At 34.6% G+C, this 19704-nt stretch carries 20 protein-coding genes; 7 read left to right on the top strand and 13 right to left on the bottom strand.

Translation table 11 applies throughout. From position 1 onward, the window contains the following. Positions 1-41: 41 nt before the first annotated feature. The 6 genes from BLV91_RS15890 to BLV91_RS15865 form a co-directional block, all read right to left on the bottom strand. Positions 42-2279, bottom strand: coding sequence for a TonB-dependent receptor (locus tag BLV91_RS15890; RefSeq protein ID WP_091435053.1), 2238 nt, complete (start codon positions 2277-2279; stop codon positions 42-44). A 303-nt stretch (positions 2280-2582) separates the two neighbouring features. Then, positions 2583-2987: an alternative ribosome rescue aminoacyl-tRNA hydrolase ArfB gene (gene arfB / locus BLV91_RS15885; RefSeq protein WP_091435052.1), complete on the bottom strand. Its 405-nt coding sequence runs from the start codon at positions 2985-2987 to the stop codon at positions 2583-2585. A 22-nt stretch (positions 2988-3009) separates the two neighbouring features. After that, positions 3010-5124: a DUF4301 family protein gene (locus tag BLV91_RS15880; protein WP_175514029.1), complete on the bottom strand. Its 2115-nt coding sequence runs from the start codon at positions 5122-5124 to the stop codon at positions 3010-3012. Then, on the bottom strand, positions 5085-5708 hold the full coding sequence (pnuC, locus tag BLV91_RS15875; RefSeq protein ID WP_091435050.1) for a nicotinamide riboside transporter PnuC: 624 nt from the start codon (positions 5706-5708) through the stop codon (positions 5085-5087). The genes BLV91_RS15880 and pnuC overlap by 40 nt, the downstream gene beginning before the upstream one ends. A 26-nt stretch (positions 5709-5734) precedes the next feature. Further along, positions 5735-6451 carry a phosphoglycerol geranylgeranyltransferase gene (locus BLV91_RS15870; protein WP_091435049.1) on the bottom strand — a complete coding sequence of 239 codons (717 nt, stop codon included), beginning with the start codon at positions 6449-6451 and terminating at the stop codon, positions 5735-5737. Positions 6452-6517: 66 nt separating this feature from the next. Beyond that, positions 6518-7159, bottom strand: coding sequence for a 4'-phosphopantetheinyl transferase family protein (locus tag BLV91_RS15865; protein ID WP_091435048.1), 642 nt, complete (start codon positions 7157-7159; stop codon positions 6518-6520). A gap of 250 nt (positions 7160-7409) precedes the next feature. Between BLV91_RS15865 and ahcY the strand changes: the two genes are divergently transcribed. The 3 genes from ahcY (at position 7410) to BLV91_RS15850 (ending at position 9817) form a co-directional block, all read left to right on the top strand. Next, the gene (gene ahcY, locus BLV91_RS15860) at positions 7410-8726 is read left to right on the top strand and encodes an adenosylhomocysteinase (protein WP_091435046.1); all 1317 of its coding nucleotides are present in this window, start codon (positions 7410-7412) and stop codon (positions 8724-8726) included. Between the two features lie 406 nt (positions 8727-9132). Further along, the gene (locus tag BLV91_RS15855; protein WP_091435093.1) at positions 9133-9468 is read left to right on the top strand and encodes a DoxX family protein; all 336 of its coding nucleotides are present in this window, start codon (positions 9133-9135) and stop codon (positions 9466-9468) included. Between the two features lie 10 nt (positions 9469-9478). Continuing rightward, positions 9479-9817, top strand: a complete 339-nt coding sequence (locus BLV91_RS15850) for a DoxX family protein (protein ID WP_091435044.1) — start codon at positions 9479-9481, stop codon at positions 9815-9817. A gap of 320 nt (positions 9818-10137) precedes the next feature. On the opposite strand, the gene rpmA is transcribed toward BLV91_RS15850, so the two are convergent. Together rpmA and rplU are read right to left on the bottom strand one after the other, a co-directional pair. Further along, positions 10138-10404: a 50S ribosomal protein L27 gene (gene rpmA / locus BLV91_RS15845; protein WP_007137428.1), complete on the bottom strand. Its 267-nt coding sequence runs from the start codon at positions 10402-10404 to the stop codon at positions 10138-10140. Between the two features lie 32 nt (positions 10405-10436). Further along, positions 10437-11072 carry a 50S ribosomal protein L21 gene (gene rplU, locus BLV91_RS15840; protein ID WP_091435042.1) on the bottom strand — a complete coding sequence of 212 codons (636 nt, stop codon included), beginning with the start codon at positions 11070-11072 and terminating at the stop codon, positions 10437-10439. A 243-nt stretch (positions 11073-11315) separates the two neighbouring features. Between rplU and BLV91_RS15835 the strand changes: the two genes are divergently transcribed. Then, positions 11316-12641, top strand: coding sequence for a M16 family metallopeptidase (locus BLV91_RS15835; protein ID WP_091435040.1), 1326 nt, complete (start codon positions 11316-11318; stop codon positions 12639-12641). Between the two features lie 7 nt (positions 12642-12648). Further along, entirely contained in the window at positions 12649-14064 is a 1416-nt protein-coding gene (locus tag BLV91_RS15830) for a M16 family metallopeptidase (RefSeq protein WP_245709723.1), read from the top strand. Positions 14065-14180: 116 nt separating this feature from the next. On the opposite strand, the gene BLV91_RS15825 is transcribed toward BLV91_RS15830, so the two are convergent. After that, positions 14181-15047, bottom strand: a complete 867-nt coding sequence (locus BLV91_RS15825; protein WP_091435038.1) for a DMT family transporter — start codon at positions 15045-15047, stop codon at positions 14181-14183. Between the two features lie 110 nt (positions 15048-15157). Here BLV91_RS15825 and BLV91_RS15820 point away from each other — a divergent pair, with 110 nt between their 5' ends. Beyond that, positions 15158-15538, top strand: coding sequence for a heavy-metal-associated domain-containing protein (locus tag BLV91_RS15820; protein ID WP_091435036.1), 381 nt, complete (start codon positions 15158-15160; stop codon positions 15536-15538). Positions 15539-15600: 62 nt separating this feature from the next. Here BLV91_RS15820 and gldD read toward each other — a convergent pair whose 3' ends face one another. From gldD to mutY, 4 genes are read right to left on the bottom strand one after another with little or no spacing between them, the layout of a single operon-like run. Further along, entirely contained in the window at positions 15601-16197 is a 597-nt protein-coding gene (gldD, locus tag BLV91_RS15815) for a gliding motility lipoprotein GldD (protein ID WP_394331845.1), read from the bottom strand. Next, positions 16172-17488: a gliding motility-associated protein GldE gene (locus BLV91_RS15810; RefSeq protein ID WP_091435032.1), complete on the bottom strand. Its 1317-nt coding sequence runs from the start codon at positions 17486-17488 to the stop codon at positions 16172-16174. The genes gldD and BLV91_RS15810 overlap by 26 nt, the downstream gene beginning before the upstream one ends. 23 nt (positions 17489-17511) lie before the next feature. Next, a complete protein-coding gene (locus BLV91_RS15805) occupies positions 17512-17952 on the bottom strand; it encodes a single-stranded DNA-binding protein (RefSeq protein WP_091435030.1) in 441 nt (146 codons plus the stop codon). 50 nt (positions 17953-18002) lie between these two features. Beyond that, on the bottom strand, positions 18003-19037 hold the full coding sequence (gene mutY / locus BLV91_RS15800; RefSeq protein WP_091435028.1) for an A/G-specific adenine glycosylase: 1035 nt from the start codon (positions 19035-19037) through the stop codon (positions 18003-18005). 134 nt (positions 19038-19171) lie between these two features. On the opposite strand from mutY, the gene BLV91_RS15795 reads away from it, so the two are divergent. Then, positions 19172-19462 carry an HU family DNA-binding protein gene (locus BLV91_RS15795; protein ID WP_007137418.1) on the top strand — a complete coding sequence of 97 codons (291 nt, stop codon included), beginning with the start codon at positions 19172-19174 and terminating at the stop codon, positions 19460-19462. Positions 19463-19704: the final 242 nt, after the last annotated feature.

Below are 19704 nucleotides of genomic sequence, written 5' to 3'. Positions count from 1 at the left end.
GTAAAACTTTCGGGCTTTTTACTATATAATAGGTTTTTGATCTAAAACTTTAACGTCAATCCTACAAGGAAATTAATCCCAGCTTGCGGATAATACCCAGCTCCTTCAATAGTCGTAATTTGATTTGGATCACTCCAGTTATCATCATAGGTATAGAAATAACCATTTGAAATATATTTGTAATCAAAAATATTGTTTACTAATCCTGTTACTAATATAGATTTGAAAACCGACTTAGGTTTAAACTCATAAGAAACATTCAAATCGTTTACAAAATAGGATTTTAATTTAGATCCTTCTGAATCTATATTTCCCATATATTGCTCTCCAACAAATTTAGATAGTAATGAAACTTGCAAATTAGTCACAGGTAAAAAAGTAATGATATTACCTGCGATAAAATCTGGAGAATACGCAATATTAGTGTTTCCTAAAGCAGTTAACACCCCGTCTCTTTCAAAATTAAAGTCTTTGTTTTTGTTACTGCTAATGGTAAAGTTTGGTCTAATAATTAAGTTATCCAATAACGCTATTGTAGCATCAACCTCTAAACCTAAACGATAGCTATCACCACTGTTTTTACGAATTGGAGCACCTACATCATCGAGCTCACCAGTTAAAATCAATTGATCTTTATACGCCATATAATACACATTGGCATTAAGCTTAATTTTTTCAGAACCATGACGCAATCCCAGCTCAAAATCATTTAGTTTTTCAGGTTTTGGACTTCCGTTTTCATAATCGGTTCTGTTAGGTTCGCGATTGGCTCTTGCATACGAAGCATACAACTGATTGTTGTCACTAATTTCAAAATTCAAACCCGCTTTTGGATTGAAAAAATTAAAATTATCGTTAACCAAACCTATTTCAGGACTATTGGCTTTGTAATGCACATTTCTTAATTGCAAATCACCAAAAAGACTTAGTTTATCTGCTATTTGATAGTTTGCTTTTGCAAAAATATTTCCGTCAGTTTTTGTCGCCGCATCATCATAATAACGGTCTCCCAATTCAGATGTTGAAGCATAACGCGCCCATATCACTTTCCCGAAATGACTTCCTTCGTATTTGTTATATCCTCCACCAAGAATTACATCCAACTTCTCATTTTTATAATTGGCAGAAAATGTAGTTCCGTAAAAGTCATTGTCCAACCATTTTTGGCGAATCAGATCCGTTTTATTAATTGTTGTTCCAGAAAGAACAATTGGAGTTAGTCCATAATCAGAGAATTTTGCATTTTCTTTATAGTTCTCATAATAGCCTTTCCCTTTTGAATAAAAAACAGCCAGATTTGTATTCCAATGATTGGATACTTTTTCGCTCAAATGCAATTGGTAATGATCTTGCTGGTAATTATCAGTTTCGTTATCATAAAAACGAGTATTCCCAGCTTCATCAGTAAACATTCCGGCAGTATTGAATGTTCTATCATTTTTTAAAACATCCAAATCTTCTAATCCATTCCACGATTGGTATGTTTTTTCATTTCCTCCAAAAGCCAATGCTTTTATCAAGGTAGTTTCTCCCACATAAGTTCCTTGCAAGAAATAGGATTTCATATCAGAACTTGCACGGTCAATGTATCCATCAGATTTTAAAGCAGATAATCTTCCTGCCAATTCAAAATGATCATCAATCAAACCCGTACTGAACTTTACCGTATGTTTCCGAGTATTGAAACTTCCAAAAGAATTAGAAATTTCGCCATTACTTTCTTTAGCATAACTATCTGTAAGCATGTTTAGGCTTGCGCCAAAAGCACCAGATCCATTAGTAGAAGTACCTACACCGCGTTGCAACTGCAAGCTTTCTACCGAAGAAGCAAAATCAGGCATGTTTACCCAATACGTTCCATGACTTTCTGAGTCGTTGTAAGGAATTCCGTTGATGGTCACATTGACACGCGTTGCATCACTACCACGCACCCGAATTCCAGTATAACCAACGCCATTTCCAGCATCAGATGTTGTCACAACAGATGGTAAATAATTCATCAAGATAGGAATGTCTTGTCCTAGATTTCGAAACTTGATTTCCTTTTTGTCTAAATTACTAAAACTAACAGGTGTTTTTGCAGTAACACGCACTGCCGAAACCAGCACCTCATCGAGTTGATTAACCTGCGTAGTATCTTTAACCTGTGAATAAGAAAATAGAGAAAAGAAAATAGAGAAAAGAGTAAATAAAAATGTTTTGCGGTTTGCACATTTTTGTAATTTTGAGACTTTGCAACTTTGAGACTTTGCAACTCTGTAACCAATAATTGTATTCATCTGTAAATAAAATTACAAATAAAAGGGGGAATTATTCTTTTTGTTAATTAATAAATGATTGTTTCCTATGACAATTAGATAGCGTGCACACTATTGTGTTTTGTCATTTTTTCCCTTAGCGACATTACTCGCTCAGGTTCGTTGGGTATGATCTCAGCTCGTTATTTAGAGCACCCCTTTGAGACGGCACAAATATAATCTTAAAAAAAATTAAAATCCAACAAGATTTTACAATTTAATTGGGCATCACAAATAAAAGCAAACAAGTTAAAAATTCAAACAAAAAGCCGAATTATAATTCGGTCAATCCAAATCAGGTTTCCTTCTATTTTTTTTAACCTGAGACACATTCTTTTTATTCTTTATCCGTTTCCTGATTGCAGATTTCGGCAGCTTTGTCTCTTTTCGAGGCTTTTGTACAGTCAATCCTTTTTTGATCAATTCTAAAAACCGCTTAGTGACAATTTCCTTATTCCGTAACTGGCTTCGGTCTTCATCACAATTCAAAATTAATATTGAATCTGTAGTTAAACGCGAAGACAGATTTGCTTCTAACAACAGTTTTTCTTCCTCCGTCAAAGCTTTTGATTTTTTTAAATCAAAAGACAAGACCACTTTCGACGAGACTTTATTGACATTCTGACCGCCAGCACCGCTACTTCGAACTGCTTTATAATTTAGCTCTGATATGAGATTTTGAATTTCCATTTGCTCCACTTATTTCATAAGCCTATTTTGGTTGATGCGCTCCATTAAGCAAATCATTCACTGTTTTTACAGGATTAAAAGTAACTAACGGCACTTGTACGAAAACTGTTAACCAATTAGCCATCGCACCATTCCATAAACCAGGTAATTCATATGCTTTAATATCTTTTCCAGAAATACTTTTCTCAACAATAAAACCGCGATCCTGATCAACAAATTGTGTTAAATCAAACTTTGTTTTTTTATAGTTTTTAATCCCACAAACTAAATCTACAGGGTTAAAATGAGTCGAACCAGTCAATATCTTTTCTTGTTTCTTGTTTACCAAATCGACTTCAGAAGATTCAACTATCTGCAAAGAAACTACCCCATCTCCATTCTTAGTCCAAAATGGTCCTCCTCCAGGCTCTCCTTCATTTATTACCATTCCGCATACTCTGATAGGCCTATCAAGTAATGTTACAATACTCTGTGCCTTTTCTTCAAAATTCAAATTATTAAAATCTAAAGGCAGAATTACATTTAGATTCTCCTTTAAAAAAGCAACAATTTCATCAAGTAACATCATATCAATGGTACCGCAGTCAATACGCTCCAAATAATAAAATGTTTTCTGTTGCAATTCGATCAAAATTCCGGCTAGTACTTTTTTATAAAAAGCAACCTTATCAACATCATTTTGACTCACATTGTCAATATTTTTGACAAATACAATATCAGCGTCTAAGTTATTTAGATTTTCAATTAAAGCGCCATGACCTCCAGGTCTAAAAACTAGTTTATTAACTTCTGATCTAAAAACGCTATTATTGACATTTACAGCAATCGTATCCGTACTTTTTTTCTGAAAAGAATAGTTCACATCGATACTTATTTTAGCTTCCTTTTCAACCAAAGGTCTAATAGTATTTATTATTGCCTCAAATTGAGGCAAATGCTCTTCTGAAACCGTAAAATGCAAATTAGATACCCCATTTGAACATGAATATTGAACACATTCTTGTAAATGCTCTTCTATAGCGGTTGCTGTATGTGTTTTGTATTTATGAAAAGGGAGAACTCCCTTAGGCTTATTTGCATAATCAAAATAATCTCCTGACAATAGCAGCTTAATAAAGTAGTATATTTTTAAATTTCTATGAAGAGAATCAAAACTTAAAATTTCTTCTCTTAACTTTTTGTCAATTTCTTCATAAAACGGAAATTTCTCTAAACCTACCACAAAAACGGGAAGCTTATTATTTTTTTTTCTGTTTACATACGCATTAATACTTTCTTTTGTAACGCTAAACTCCTTTAAAAAAGTAATTAAAAACTTAAACATTCGGCTAGCCGCTCCAGAAGCTGGAACAAATTTGAGTAGTGTATAGTCATCCTTATTATCATCAAAAAAAGCAGCTTTTTCTTTTGATTCTTTTTCAGAAAGATTAACTATCCCATTATCCAATGTAGCTGGCTCTATTAATTCCGTTTTAGAAATTCCTTTTTCAAATATATCTAGTTGCTTTTTAAAATTCCCTAACGAAATTCCGTGCTCATATAACTGCACAAAATCAATTGATGATAATCCCATTTCTTTGGCTTTAGCCAAGTCATCAATAATTGATATCGCTTTCTTAAGACGTAAATCTTTATCTCCAGAAAGTGTAATAAATGGTTTGTTATTATCTACCAATGATTTTTTAAAAACAGTAAAAACAGACTCTCTTCCTTGAGGTCTGTCTCTTAAATCATCCTTTTCCCAGGGAACATCAATATCCGTTAGAAAAAACAAATCATATTCGTGCTCTTGTGCTGCTTCATTCAATAATGGATCACAATAATCATAATACACTTCTGAAAAAACTTTAGTAACCATTAAATTAGTATCACAAAACAGATACTTATTAGCCACTGCTAGTTTTTCATTTTCTAATTTAGTTTGACCATATGCTATAGGTAACATATCATCGACATCACAAATAAGCTGGCTTTTATCCCATTTTTCTTGCAAATAATCCCTCGCAAATTCGGGAACCCAGACCGTTTTGTAGTATTCAGCCAGTTGTATGGCCAAAGTTGTTTTTCCAGTACTTTCTGGACCAAACATAGCAATTTTTATAATTGCAGATTGCTCTTGCGTAAGATTTTCCTCCATTCTAAATAAGCTGAAACAGCCAAAATTGTAAAAATTAAATATTGTAACGACAACATCCCTAGACCTCTATAAGCATATAACGGAGTGACAATCAAATCGCCAATAATCCAAAGTGTCCAGTTCTCGATTTTCTTGTTAGCCATGTACCACATGCCTGTAAAAAATATTCCTGAAGCAATTATGTCAATATAATTGTCTGCATTTATTTCATAATCAAACAGATTATATATCCCGAAAACTACAAAAATTGTAGCAAAAAACAACACAATACCAATTATTTTTTCTTTACTATTGGTTCTGGTAATTGGCATATTATCAGTGTCTTTTACTTTTCTAGTCCATTTATACCATCCATAAATACTCATTATTGAAAAGTACCCATTGATCATCATATCACCAAGATATCCCGCATTATAAAGCAAATAAGTCGAAATAATTGTTGCTATAAGTCCTGTGGGGTAAACCCAAATGTTTTCTTGTCTCGCATACCAAACACTTAAAATACCGAATACAAAAACGATGAATTCTAATATTATATGGGTCATGGACACATTACTGTAGGCATCTAGAAAAAAATCTATCATGGTCTTCTATTAATTCTTAATTGGAGCTATTTATTAAAAAAATCGTGGTCATTTTCAAAAGCCGTACCTATTACCACCAAATCAGCGCCAGCATCATAGGCTTTTTGAATATCATGCAAATCTACAATTCCACCCCCAACTATTAATGGAATTTTGATGTTTTGAGCAATTAACTCAATCATTCCTAACGGAACTGCTCTTTTCGCTCCACTTCCAGCTTCCAGATATATCAATTTATTCCCTAGCATTTCTCCTGCTTGGGCTGTCGCCAAAGCCAATTGGAAATCCTCCCTGCCTAAAGGTTTTGTTTTACTCACGCGTTCTACAGCAGTTTCCGTTCCGCTTTCTATGAGCATATATCCAGTAGAAATAACTTCTAGTTTGGTTTGTTTAAGAATTGGTGCCGCATTAACCTGATGTTCGATTAAATAATCTGAATTTCGGCCACTGATTAACGAAAGAAATAAAATAGCATCGGCCTCATTTGAAATTTGAGTTGGATTACCAGGGAAAAGCACCATAGGCAAATTCACTTTTTCTTTCAGCCGAATAATTAATTCGTCAATTCTATTTGTTTTAACCTGGCTTCCGCCAATGAATATATGGGTTGCTGGTGAATGATTTATTTTGGCAATTAGATTTTCCAAATTATCCCAGACAATCTTATCGGGATCAAGAAGAATAGCAAGGAGTTTTTTGAACTCATTTTTTGCCTGTATGATTTCTTTGTAAATATTTACCATTATTTGATATGCGAATTCTACTGATTTACGCGATTTTTTTTCTGAATAATAAAAAACTGATTCCTTTTATTCGAAGGCATACACAAGTCCAAAACCTTCAATTTCTTCATGAAACAATTTAAAATTTTTCACAATATCATCAAAGTGAAGTTCCGCTTTGGATTCTTTATCATCTAATCGAAATGCTTTGACTTTGATATGATCTTTGAAACTAATTCCCTTTTCGTTTCTTATTTTGAAAATCGCTTCTTTCGCCCCCCAAATCACGGTGAGTTTCTTGATGTATTCCTCCTGATTATTTTTATCTAAATAGCTAAATTCTTCGTCAACAAATTTATCTGCGATTCGGATGATTTTCTCTCGTTGTAATTCGATATCGATTCCTACAGTCTGATCACTGACGATTATTGCCGAAAAATGATGGGAATGGGTAATTGAGATATATTTGCCATTTTTGAGATAAGGCTTGCCGAATTCGTCATAATGTAAATCAAAATCACTGTAACCCGCTTCCTGCAACAACATACGTACACTTAGAAATCCCCGTTGATGCAATTCAGACTTCATACCGCTAAGTCGCCTGAGATTATTCTCATTCAAGAGCACTCCAGCAAATAAGTCGGAATAACTCTCGGTAATTTTCCAAACGAAAATTTGAGTCGAAGACCCGACACATTGAGCGAAATTTATGGTTTTATGTAAAGGCATGTTGTTCGTATCCTGATTTTTAGCCCCGATGGTAACGGCATCCTTATTATGGCGGTGTTAGCCATAAAAGATATAGTGTACAGCGGGAAATAGCTCCTCCCAAAAAATAAACTGGGATAAATTAAAAATTATTACGTTAATATTCAAAAGATTAACCCCTTAAACATTTCATAAATCTTTTAGAAATTAGTGTATTTCTAAAGATATTACGTAATTTTGCAAAAAATTTATAATTACAAATATACTATAAATGAGTACTACAACTATGCCTTTTGTGGCTTTCAAAGTAAAAGATATCTCTCTAGCAGCCTGGGGAAGAAAAGAAATTGAATTAGCTGAAGCTGAAATGCCAGGTTTAATGGCACTTCGTTCTGAATATAAAGACGAACAACCACTTGCTGGTTCTCGTATTGCTGGATGTTTACACATGACAATCCAAACTGCAGTTTTAATCGAGACTTTAATCGCTCTTGGTGCTGAAGTTACTTGGTCTTCTTGTAACATTTTCTCTACTCAAGATCAAGCTGCTGCTGCTATGGCTGCTGCTGGAATTCAAGTTTACGCTTGGAAAGGTCTTAATGAAGAAGATTTTGACTGGTGTATCGAGCAAACTCTTTTCTTTGGTGAGGACAGAAAACCATTGAACATGATCCTTGATGATGGTGGAGATTTGACTAACATGGTTATCGACCGTTATCCAGAATTAGTTGCTGGAATCAAAGGATTATCTGAAGAGACTACAACTGGAGTTCACAGATTGTACGAAAGAGTAAAAGCTGGAACTTTACCTATGCCTGCAATCAATGTTAATGACTCGGTTACTAAATCGAAATTTGACAACAAATACGGATGTAAAGAATCTGCAGTTGACGCAGTTCGTCGTGCAACTGATATTATGCTTGCTGGTAAAAGAGTTGTTGTATGTGGATACGGTGATGTAGGAAAAGGTACTGCTGCTTCTTTTAGAGGTGCTGGATCTATTGTTACAGTTACTGAAATCGATCCTATTTGTGCTTTACAAGCTGCAATGGACGGTTTTGAAGTTAAAAAATTAAACACTGTTGTTGGAAATGCTGATATCATCATCACAACTACAGGAAATAAAGATATCGTTCTTGGTTCTCACTTTGAGCAAATGAAAGACAAAACTATCGTTTGTAACATTGGACACTTTGATAACGAAATTGCTGTTGCTTGGTTAAACACTAACCACGGAGCTTCTAAAGTTGAAATCAAACCTCAGGTTGACAAATACACTATTGACGGTAAAGACATCATCCTTTTGGCTGAAGGTCGTTTAGTAAACCTTGGTTGTGCTACAGGTCACCCAAGTTTTGTAATGAGTAACTCATTTACAAACCAAACTTTAGCTCAAATCGAATTGTGGAAAAACAGCGCAAACTACGATAATGACGTATACATGTTACCAAAACACTTAGACGAGAAAGTAGCAATGCTTCACTTAGCTAAATTAGGAGTTGAATTGGAAACTTTACGTGATGATCAAGCTGCTTACATTGGAGTGCCAGTTGACGGTCCATTCAAACCAGAATATTATAGATACTAAATGATTGTAGATTGCTTCGCCTATTCGCCTTTCAGGCTCGGGTAGCGATTGCTGATTTATAATTTTAGATTTATATAAACCCTTGCTGAGAAGCGAGGGTTTTTTTGTTTTAGGGCGAGACCCTGCGGGTCGGGCTATTCGCAGTATCTTTTATGAAAGTCCTGATAAATATCGGGACTTTCACAAAAGGATGCCGCTACTATCCCTCTCGCTGTAATCTATAAACAACATTGTTGTTTTTTAACCATACACATGTCTTCTGGCAGAAATGCACTGCAGAGCGACTTTACTTTATAATTATATAAAACCGATTCTTAATTATAGTATATTTGATTACTTTAGAGAAATAAATTCACTGACAAGCTTTATTTGTAAAAATCAAGAAAAAAAATTTAAATATAAAATTATGATTATATACACCACGATCGCCCAACTTGTAATCGCGATTTCTGTAGCTTATGTTTGGATTTTCAGATTTGACAACATCGTTACAGAATTTAAACAATTCGGCTTGTCCGATTTGACAAGGAATATAGTAGGCGCTTCAAAAATGGCGTTGGCAACACTGTTAATAACTGGAATATGGTTTCCAACATTAGTCTTTATACCGGCACTCGCAATGGCTTTTTTAATGGTATGTGCACAGTTTTTTCATTTCAAAGTAAAAAATCCATGGTTTAAACACCTGCCTTCTTTATTACTTTTAGCACTATCTCTTTTTGTAGCACTATCTGTTTCCTAATAATCAAAACATGAATTTCTTAAATGTCCTTATTTTTTTTTCGGCAACCTCCTTCCTCGTCTACGGGATAGCTTATTTTGTCTCCTCGAATATGAAAAATGAGTTTAAACGCTTTGGTCTTGAAAAATTTGGCCCGTTAACCGCAATTTTAGAATTGGCGGGAGCATTAGGTTTATTTATAGGCCTACAGAACTATACTGTTTTAGTTCTGGCTTCAGGATGCCTGGCTTTATTGATGCTTCTTGGCACGGCAGTAAGAATAAAGATGAAAGATTCATTATTAGTTTCTTTACCTGCCTTTTTTTACTTTTTATTAAATGCCTTTATTTTATACAAAACCGTAGCGTAAACCAATCTCAAGCTTTTTATCTTCTTCGTCGATAATTTAAAATTCATTGAAAGAACTAACTGCCCAATCTTATCAGACATTAAAAAAAAAAAAAAAAACACCCTTCGGAATCTCCCGACTTAGTAAGCAATATAGAATACCAAAACTGTTAACCTTTAAAAGGCTAGCAGCTTTTTTTTAGGTAAAAAGGTGTAAAACCCACTACTGTTCACCCTAGCCCACCCCTTTAGACTGCTTCGACGCCCGCAATGACGTTAGGGAGAGACCACAAAAAAACCCGCTTCTTTCGAAACGGGTTTTAAATAAATTGAGAAAATCAATTATGCTTCAACTTCGAATGGAAGTATAGAAACGTAAGATTTGTTATCTCTTTTCTTTTGGAACTTAACAATTCCCGGTACTCTTGCGTGTAACGTGTGATCTTTACTGATGTAAACATTTTCACCTGGATTGTGTTTTGAACCTCTTTGTCTTACGATGATGTTCCCTGCAATGGCAGCTTGTCCACCAAAAATCTTAACACCTAAACGTTTTGATTCTGATTCTCTACCATTCTTGGAACTACCGACACCTTTCTTGTGAGCCATGACGTATTAGTTTTATATTGTTAATAAATTAATTAAACCGCTTTACCACCGTTTAATTCATCTTGTAATTTTTTCAATTCATCCATTTTACCATCTGCAGCTAATTGAGCTTGTTGAGCCCAAGTAGTTGGATCTAAATGAGATAATTTAGATTCTGACGCTTCTAAAATTGCTTTTACAGCATCAGCACTTGTTTTTGCTAATTTAGAGAATGTTGCAATCCCAGCAGCAACTAACGCTTCTGCAGCTTTTGGTCCAACTCCTTCAATTAACTTTAAATCATCAGCTTTCTTTGTTGCTTTTGGAGCTTTAGCTTCAGCAACTTTTTCTGCTTTTGGAGCCGCTTTCTTTGTACCTGACGCAGAAATACCTTCAATTACAATTTGAGTAAGATACTGTCTGTGACCGTTTCTCTTTTTGTACCCTTTTCTTCTTTTCTTTTTGAAAACGATAACTTTATCTCCTTTTAAGTGTTGTAACACTTTAGCTTCTACTGAAGCACCTTCTATAGCTGGGGCGCCTAAAGTGATAGATCCATTGTCATCTAATAAAAGAACTTTGTCAAAAGAAACTTTTGAACCTTCTTCATTAGTCAAACGATGAACATAAACCTTTAAGTCTTTGCTTACTTTAAATTGTTGCCCTGCTATCTCTACGATTGCATACATACGGATTGATTTATTGATTTTTAAGGTTGCAAATATACAATTTAATTTTTACTATCCAATTACTTAAAAATAAAAAAATATTCTTCTCCTTTACCCCTATTTTCAAGGCTTTAACTACCCATACCTATATCCGTTAAGCTAATAAGACGCAACTTTCAAGCATTCATCATTAAAAAAAGGTAATTTTGAAGTAACAATAATTTCCGTTTTTATACCTATGTATATATATTTTTATTAATCCTTATGAAAAAATCAATAATGGCAATAAGTACTGCGCTTTTACTTGGAGGAGTGGCCACAGCCCAAAAAATAGCTTTCGAAGAATACAATCTCGATAATGGCATGCACGTTATTTTACATCATGACCCCACTGCCCCAGTTGTCATAACCTCAGTGATGTATCATGTGGGCTCAAAAGATGAAAATCCAGAGAAAACAGGATTCGCCCATTTCTTTGAGCACCTACTATTTGAAGGAACCGCAAACATCAAACGCGGGGAATGGTTCAAAATAGTAACTTCAAATGGAGGAACTAACAACGCGAACACCTCGGATGACAGAACGTATTACTACGAAGTATTCCCTTCTAACAATCTAGAATTGGCACTTTGGATGGAATCCGAAAGACTGATGCATCCTGTTATCAATCAAATTGGCGTAGATACCCAAAACGGAGTCATAAAAGAAGAAAAAAGCTCTCGCTATGACAATCGTCCTTACGGCAAAATAATAAACGTCGTAAAAGAAAATATGTTCACAAATCATCCTTATAAATGGTCTACTATTGGTTCTATGGAACATCTGGACACAGCAACTTTAGAAGATTTCAAAGCATTCAACAAAAAATTCTACATTCCTAATAATGCCGTTTTAGTGGTTGCAGGTGATTTTGAAAAAACAGTAACTAAAGCATGGATTGAAAAATACTTTGGACCAATCCAAAAAGGCGAAAAAATAAAAAAACAAACTTTCATCGAAGAACCAATAACACAAACTTTAAAAGCGACTTACCACGATCCAAATATTCAGATCCCTATGTTAGTGGCATCATACAGAACGCCATCGATGAAAACAAGAGATGCCCGTGTTCTCGACTTCATTTCATCATACTTAAGCGATGGCAAAAGCTCGAAGCTCTACAAGAAAGTCGTAGACGAGAAAAAAATAGCACTTCAAATTGGTGCTGTTGGCTTTAGCCAAGAAGACTATGGCATGTATATATTATATGGTTTACCAATGGGAACTCACACTTCGGAAGATTTATTAAAGGAAATAGATGAAGAAATTATTAAAATACAAACGGATTTAATTTCTGAGAATGATTATCAAAAACTACTAAACAAGTTTGAAACACAATATGTAAACAACAACTCAAGTGTTGAGGGAATTGCTGAAAATTTAGCAAAGTACTATTTACTTTATGGAGATATCAATTTGATAAATACTGAAATCGATCTTTACCATTCTATTACTAGAGAAGAAATCAGGGAAGTTGCAAAAAAATACCTAAATCCAAACCAACGATTGTTATTGGATTATGTTCCCGCTATAGCAACTGCTCAGAATTAAGACAATCATGAAAAAAACAAGAATTATACTAATCCTCTTATTCATAACAGGAATTATGCAAGCACAAGATCGCACACAACCTAAAGCCGGAAAAGCACCAGTTGTAAATCTAAAAAAGCCACAAACCTTCTTTTTACCTAACGGACTAAAAGTAATGATTGTTGAAAATCACAAATTACCCAGAGTTACCTACAACCTAACTTTAGATAACCCACCATTTGCAGAAGGAAACAAAAAAGGAGTAGATCAATTAGGCAGTAGTTTAATAGGAAGCGGAAATATCAAAATCACCAAAGATGATTTTAATGAAGAGGTCGATTTTCTAGGCGCTAATATGGCTTTTAGCTCAAATGGCACCTATGCCAGTTCGCTTTCAAAATATTCGGGACGTGTATTACAACTAATGTCTTACGGCGCACTTTATCCTAATTTCACACAAGAAGAGTTTGACAAAGAAAAAGCAAAGCTACTAGAAGGCATAAGAGCTCAGGAAAAGAGTGTTCCCACAATTGCTAACAGAGTAGTTGACGCTTTGGCCTTTGGACCCAATCACCCATCTGGAGAGTACATGACTGAAGAAACAGTTAAGAACATAACTCTTGCTGATGTTGTTGCCAATTATGAAAACTACTTCGTTCCTGAAAATGCCTACTTAGTCATCATTGGAGATGTGAAATTCAAAGAAGTCAAGCCAATTGTCGAAAAACTTTTTGGTTCCTGGAAAAAAAGAGCCACACCAAAACTGACCTATGCCACGCCACAAAACGTCCCGTTTACCCAAATTAATTTTGTGGATGTACCAAATGCCTCACAGTCTGAAATTTCTTTGGTAAATACCATTGATTTAAAAATGGGCGATAAAGACTTCTTCCCTGCTGTTATAGCAACCTATATATTAGGAGGCGATTTCAATAGTTACTTAAACATGAATTTAAGAGAAAAACACGGTTGGACTTATGGCGCCAATGCAATAATAGGCGCTGGTAAATATGTTTCAAAATTAAGATCAGCATCATCTATTAGGACTTCTGCAACTGATAGCGCAGTTGTCGAATTCATCAAGGAGATTAAAAAGATACGAACTGAAAAAGTTTCCGAAGAAGTATTGAGTGATGTAAAAGCAGGTTATATTGGCCGCTTTGTAATGCAGGTAGAAAAACCACAGTCTGTTGCCAGATATGCATTAAACATAGAGACAGAAGACCTCCCTAAAGACTTTTACGAAAACTACATCAAAATTATCAATGCAGTAACTCCAGATGACATCCTTAAAGCAGCGAATAAGTACTTCCTAATTGACAACACCCGCATTATTATTGCAGGAAAAGGATCAGAGGTAATTCCGGGTCTGGAAAAACTTGACATACCGATGTTTTATTTTGATAACTACGGGAATCCTATTCAAAAACCCGTTTACAAATAAAATACTTTCAATTATTTTTAAAAACAATATAGGCCGTCCATAAGACGGCCTATATTGTTATATAAATGCTTCTCAATTTTATAAAAAACCTAGCTTAGCTAAGCTCCATTCTAAAACTACTTTTTGGCAGACAAATAGACACCTATCAAAATAATAAATGCACCAAAAAACTGAACAGGAGTTAGCATTTCATTATCCAGCAAACCCCAAAAGAAAGCCACAACCGGAATCAAATAGGTTACTGAAGTTGCAAAAACCGGAGAAGAAATCTGAATTAATTTAAAGAATAGAATATTAGCAATTCCTGTACCTACTACTCCCAAGATAACAATAAACAAAACAGCATGCTGCACGCTTTCTATATGAATCGCTTCAGCAAAACCAGTGAAAAACAAAATTAGAGATGCTGGAACAAGCAATACCGCAAAGTTCCCTGTCGTAATACTCAACGGACTCAAATCTGACAGAAACCTTTTTATAAGGTTAACGTTTATAGCGTAGCAAATTGATGCAATGATCACTAAAATAGCATAATAATAGTTCTGATCAGGATGATTCATGGCGCCATTAAACACCAAAAGCAAACTTCCCACAAGACCTATAAAAACACCCCAAACCTGACGTCTCTGAAAACCAACTCCAAAAAACAAAGTCCCTAAAACCAAAGTGTTTAACGGCGTCAAAGAATTCAAGATTGAACTTACTGAACTATCAATTTCAGTCTGCGCCAATGCAAAAAGAAAAGCCGGTACAAAAGTTCCAAACATAGAAGTCATTGCAATATACTTCCACTTTTGCTTGGGAATCTTTGGCAAACTTTTAAAACCAATTAATAATAAAAAAATAGCGGCAAATATAATTCTCAAAGACCCTACCTGTAAAGCAGATAGCCCAATCAACCCTTTTTTTATCAGAATAAACGAACTTCCCCACACTAAGGCAAGAACCGTTAAGTACGCCCATTTTATTTGTTTCGATTCCATAAACACTATTTTGCCCCAAAATTGTAATAATTTTATGAATTAGAGCTTGTTTTTTTATTAATTTTGCAATGAATTTTAAATTTTAGTAAAACACTCAAAATCAAAACACAATGAACTTTACAAAATCAATAGCTACCCTTGCAGTTACCGCTCTTTTGTTTGTAAGCTGTAAAAATAATACTGAGGAAGCTCCAAAAGAAACCGCCACAGCCGAAACAGTTGCCCCAAAAGTAAAAAAAGAAATTGCTGCCGAAAACCTTCAGACAGCTAGTTTTGCGGTTGAAGGAATGACTTGTGAATTTGGATGTGCAAAAACAATTCAAGAAGAATTATCAGATCTTGACGGGGTGCAAAACGCCACAATTGATTTTGAGAAAAAAACAGGCACAGTAACTTTTGACAAAACCATTCAAACACCTGAAACATTGACAAAAGTAGTACAAGCTACTGGAGACGGTAAAACATACACCGTTTCAAACATGAAGTCATAATTGACCCCATTTGTTATAAAAAAAAAGCATTCACCGCGGTGAATGCTTTTTTTTTTATACTCTTATTTCCATTTCAAGGTTTCCATCAACCGTTGCATATCGTTTCTAACATAACTCGCCGCAGGCATAATCGAGTCATAATTGGGCTTTGTGTAGAAATAAACAGAACCCGTAACAAAATGCTTGGTGCTATCCGTTACATAAAACTGGGAATTGGTAGCCGCATTTCCATCTACCTGATAAAACATTCCATATACTTTTTTACTTGGGTCCAAATAAGGCTGCTCTAATATGTCATCGGCTTTAATAACATGCTCATACGTTAATTTCTGAGCATCTCTCAACAAGAAATTTATATTACTGTTGACAGGTTTATAAGTAAGATAAATTGTCGCTTTCATTTTTGGGTACGAAATAGTAAATCCGCAATCCTTCTCCCCTTTTATAACCGCATCCGAATTCATTTCGAAACTAAACGGACAGTCGTTTTCAAAATCCACATATTTCGCCATTGGGTAATCCAAACGTAAATGACTAGCTGGCTTAGGAAAAACATCATCCTTACAACCGCTAAACAATAATAGTCCAAAAACCGTAAAAACTATCCCAACAACGGACTTACGATTTTGTCTTTTATTTCCCATCTTTAATCTTAGCATCAATCGCTACTTTTATCTGTTTGATCCGTTTTTTATCTACTGTTTCTATTGTAAACATGCAATTTTCGTATAAAATCTTTTGACCTTTTGCAGGGAAGTTTCCTGAAATTTCGAGGATAAATCCAGCCAGCGTTTCCGCTTCACCTTTTTTAATTTCAAACACTTCTTCATCAACATCTATAATCCTATAGAAATCTTTCAAGTTTGCTCTCCCTTCAAAAAGGTAATTCCTATCGTCAATTTTAATGAAATTTGCATTTTCGTTATCAAATTCGTCACTGATATCACCTACAATTTCTTCAATAACATCTTCAAGAGAAACAAGACCTGAAGTACCTCCATATTCATCAACTACGATGGCAAGATGACTTTTCATTCTCTGAAAATCTTTTAACAAATTGTCTAGTTTTTTATTTTCAGGAACGAAAAACGGCTCTCTGATCAAGGTATTCCACTCAAAATTATCATTATCTAAATGAGGTAGTAAATCTTTAACAAATAAAACGCCTTCTATCTGATCAATATTATCTCTGTAAACTGGGATTCTTGAATATCCTTTTTCTATAATTTTCGAATAAATATCAGAAAAAGATTCCGTCATTTCTAACCCAAAAATATCAATCCTAGGACTCATCACCTGTTTAGTATCTGTATTCCCAAAAGTCACAATACCAAACAATATTTTTTGCTCTTCAACCGAGGTTTCCTCTGACGAAGTCAATTCTAAAGCTTGCGACAACTGATCTACCGAGAAATTATTTTTTTGCTTTCCTAGCTTATTGTGCAAGTACACCGTTGTTTCCCTCATTGGAATACTAATTGGCGAAAGCAATTTATCAAGTACTGCTATTGGGTAGGCTATCGCTTTAGCAAACTTTATATTATTTCTGCTGGCGTATACCTTAGGTAAAACTTCACCAAATAGCAATAACAAAAAGGTTACTAGGACTACTTCTAAAGTAAATTTTAATACTGGGGAAGTTATAGAAGAAAACAAGTTTCCGCCTATAAATGAGAATAAGATCACCACTCCAATATTGATGAAGTTATTAGCCACAAGTAGCGTTGCCAATAATTTTTTTGGTCGTTGTAGCAGTTCGGAAATGATTTTCCCTTTGGAAGCATTTCCTTGTATTGTTTCATCTACTTCCGTTTGCGACAACGAGAATAATGCCACTTCTGCACCGGAAACTAATGCCGAGCATATAAGCAACACGGCTATTCCGATAAATCCATATACTAGATTAGTATCTACTGTATACGCAAGAATTAAACTGGGATCTGGGTCCAAATTATATAAAATTAGTTAAACAATCAAAATGGCAAATCATTGATTGGTAAGCCATTATTTTGTGGGTCAAAGTTAGTATTTTTTACGGATTCTGGTGCGGGAATCTGCTTGTTGTTTTCAGCAGCTTTTTTAGTAGACAGAAATGTAAATTCGGTCACCTGAATTTCACTCGTATGTTTTGTAGTACCGTCCTCAGCCTGCCATTGGCGGGACCTGATTCTGCCTTCTACATATATCTTATCCCCTTTTGACAAATGCTTTTCACAAAGTTCAGCAGCTTTATTGCGCACTACCAGATTATGCCACTCAGTAGAGGTTATCTTTTCGTTGGTCGTTTTATTGATATAAACTTCATTTGTCGCCAATTGAAATCGCCCAATACAATTACCACCATCAAAATAGTGCATTTTTATTTCATCGCCAAGATGCCCAATTAGCATCACTTTATTTAGTGTTCCGTTCATGTCAATATTATGGATATATCTCAAAGATACATTTTTTTAAGTCTCTAATATTACTCCTTTTCGATAAAATTATGAATTACTATAGGAAAAGGAAACGTTCTTAAAGTAGCCGCATCCGTACCATTTTCAATGATTCCTTTTATATTTACTTTCCAGAACTTGATATGTAAATGCTGATGAGAAAGCTTGTGAATGATACTTTTTTCATTATACTCCATTACGTTCTCTATAGTTTCGTTTACAAAAAATTCTTTCTCGATACGTTCTACTATATAATCAAAACTTTCAACCGCCTCCGTTTCTATCAAAGGAAACTCATATAGATTTTGCCAAATCCCTTTTGATGTTCGTTTTTGGACAATTGTATCTTCATTATCATCCGAAACCACTAAATAATTAAAATAGCGATTCCTTACTTTTATCTTCTTCGATTTCACCGGCAATTGGTCTACTTTCTTTTTTTGCAAAGCAGCGCAACTATCATTAAACAAACAAACACCACAATTAGGACTTTTAGGAACACATTGCAACGCTCCAAATTCCATTATTGCCTGATTAAATGTTGCAGGATTATCTTTTGGCATTAATTCGAAAGCCAATGCTGCAAACTCCTTTTTGGCGGAAGCCAAAGCAATATCAGTTTCTAGATCAAAATAACGAGACAAAACTCGAAATACATTTCCGTCTACAACTGGAACCGCCTCCTCATAAGAAAATGAGGCAATAGCAGCGGCCGTATATTCCCCTACACCTTTAAGACCTAAAAGATCATTGTAGTTATTAGGAAAAACACCATTGAGTTCCGTGGCGACATATTGAGCAGTCTTATGAAGGTTTCGAGCACGGGAATAATAACCTAGTCCTTGCCACAGTTTCAAAACCTGTTCTTCATCGGCTTTAGCCAAGTCAAAAACGGTAGGAAAAGCGTCTACAAAAGACAAAAAATACGGCGTTCCTTGAGCAACACGCGTCTGTTGCAGCATGATTTCAGAGAGCCAAATTAGATATGGATTTGTTGTGTTTCGCCAAGGTAAATCTCGCTTATTAATTAAATACCACTGTATAAGCGAATTAGAAAATCTCATTGTTAAATATTTGTTTGCAAATGTAAAAGTTTATGTGATTAAATTTTAACGAATTAGCTTGAATAATTGTTTTTTAAATTCATATATTTGCACACTCAAAAAAATTATTACAATATAATAAATAAGGAAAGAAAATGACGAAAGCAGATATCGTAGCAAAAATTTCAGAAAAATTAGGTCTAGAAAAAGGTGATGTTCAAGCAACAGTAGAGACTTTTATGACTGAAGTTAAAAATTCATTAGAAACTGGTGATAATGTATACTTAAGAGGATTTGGAAGCTTTATTGTTAAAACAAGAGCTGAAAAAACTGGAAGAAATATTTCTAAAAATACCACCATTAAAATTCCTGCACACAACATTCCTGCATTCAAACCTGCAAAAGTTTTTGTGGAAGGTGTAAAAATAAATAACGAAGCAAAATAATAATATTAATCATAAAATCGAAAAGATATGCCAAGCGGTAAAAAAAGAAAAAGACATAAGGTCGCTACTCACAAACGTAAAAAAAGAGCGAGAGCTAACCGTCACAAAAAGAAAAAGTAGTTTTAAACTACTTTTTTCTTTTTAAACGTTCATTGAAATTGAAAAAAGATCAAAGAGAAAAGATAATAGAACATAGACGACGAAAAGTCTATGCTCTTTATTCTGCTCTCCAATAATCTTCT

Origin of the sequence: Flavobacterium degerlachei (assembly GCF_900106645.1) — a bacterium.
GTDB classification, from domain to species: domain Bacteria; phylum Bacteroidota; class Bacteroidia; order Flavobacteriales; family Flavobacteriaceae; genus Flavobacterium; species Flavobacterium degerlachei.
The sequence above is the reverse complement of the archived record's forward strand: the minus strand, read 5'-3'. Positions and strand labels throughout refer to the sequence as shown.

Bases quoted from the DNA above. Each gene is read 5' to 3' on its own strand.
- mutY (WP_091435028.1), bottom strand. From the start codon at position 19,037: ATGAGATTTTCTAATTCGCTTATACAGTGGTATTTAATTAATAAGCGA.
- BLV91_RS15835 (WP_091435040.1), top strand. From the start codon at position 11,316: ATGAAAAAATCAATAATGGCAATAAGTACTGCGCTTTTACTTGGAGGA.
- BLV91_RS15880 (WP_175514029.1), bottom strand. From the start codon at position 5,124: ATGGAGGAAAATCTTACGCAAGAGCAATCTGCAATTATAAAAATTGCT.
- BLV91_RS15795 (WP_007137418.1), top strand. From the start codon at position 19,172: ATGACGAAAGCAGATATCGTAGCAAAAATTTCAGAAAAATTAGGTCTA.
- BLV91_RS15825 (WP_091435038.1), bottom strand. From the start codon at position 15,047: ATGGAATCGAAACAAATAAAATGGGCGTACTTAACGGTTCTTGCCTTA.
- arfB (WP_091435052.1), bottom strand. From the start codon at position 2,987: ATGGAAATTCAAAATCTCATATCAGAGCTAAATTATAAAGCAGTTCGA.
- BLV91_RS15890 (WP_091435053.1), bottom strand. From the start codon at position 2,279: ATGAATACAATTATTGGTTACAGAGTTGCAAAGTCTCAAAGTTGCAAA.
- pnuC (WP_091435050.1), bottom strand. From the start codon at position 5,708: ATGATAGATTTTTTTCTAGATGCCTACAGTAATGTGTCCATGACCCAT.
- ahcY (WP_091435046.1), top strand. From the start codon at position 7,410: ATGAGTACTACAACTATGCCTTTTGTGGCTTTCAAAGTAAAAGATATC.
- BLV91_RS15870 (WP_091435049.1), bottom strand. From the start codon at position 6,451: ATGGTAAATATTTACAAAGAAATCATACAGGCAAAAAATGAGTTCAAA.
- BLV91_RS15865 (WP_091435048.1), bottom strand. From the start codon at position 7,159: ATGCCTTTACATAAAACCATAAATTTCGCTCAATGTGTCGGGTCTTCG.
- BLV91_RS15805 (WP_091435030.1), bottom strand. From the start codon at position 17,952: ATGAACGGAACACTAAATAAAGTGATGCTAATTGGGCATCTTGGCGAT.
- BLV91_RS15850 (WP_091435044.1), top strand. From the start codon at position 9,479: ATGAATTTCTTAAATGTCCTTATTTTTTTTTCGGCAACCTCCTTCCTC.
- BLV91_RS15830 (WP_245709723.1), top strand. From the start codon at position 12,649: ATGAAAAAAACAAGAATTATACTAATCCTCTTATTCATAACAGGAATT.
- rpmA (WP_007137428.1), bottom strand. From the start codon at position 10,404: ATGGCTCACAAGAAAGGTGTCGGTAGTTCCAAGAATGGTAGAGAATCA.
- gldD (WP_394331845.1), bottom strand. From the start codon at position 16,197: ATGCTAAGATTAAAGATGGGAAATAAAAGACAAAATCGTAAGTCCGTT.
- rplU (WP_091435042.1), bottom strand. From the start codon at position 11,072: ATGTATGCAATCGTAGAGATAGCAGGGCAACAATTTAAAGTAAGCAAA.
- BLV91_RS15855 (WP_091435093.1), top strand. From the start codon at position 9,133: ATGATTATATACACCACGATCGCCCAACTTGTAATCGCGATTTCTGTA.
- BLV91_RS15820 (WP_091435036.1), top strand. From the start codon at position 15,158: ATGAACTTTACAAAATCAATAGCTACCCTTGCAGTTACCGCTCTTTTG.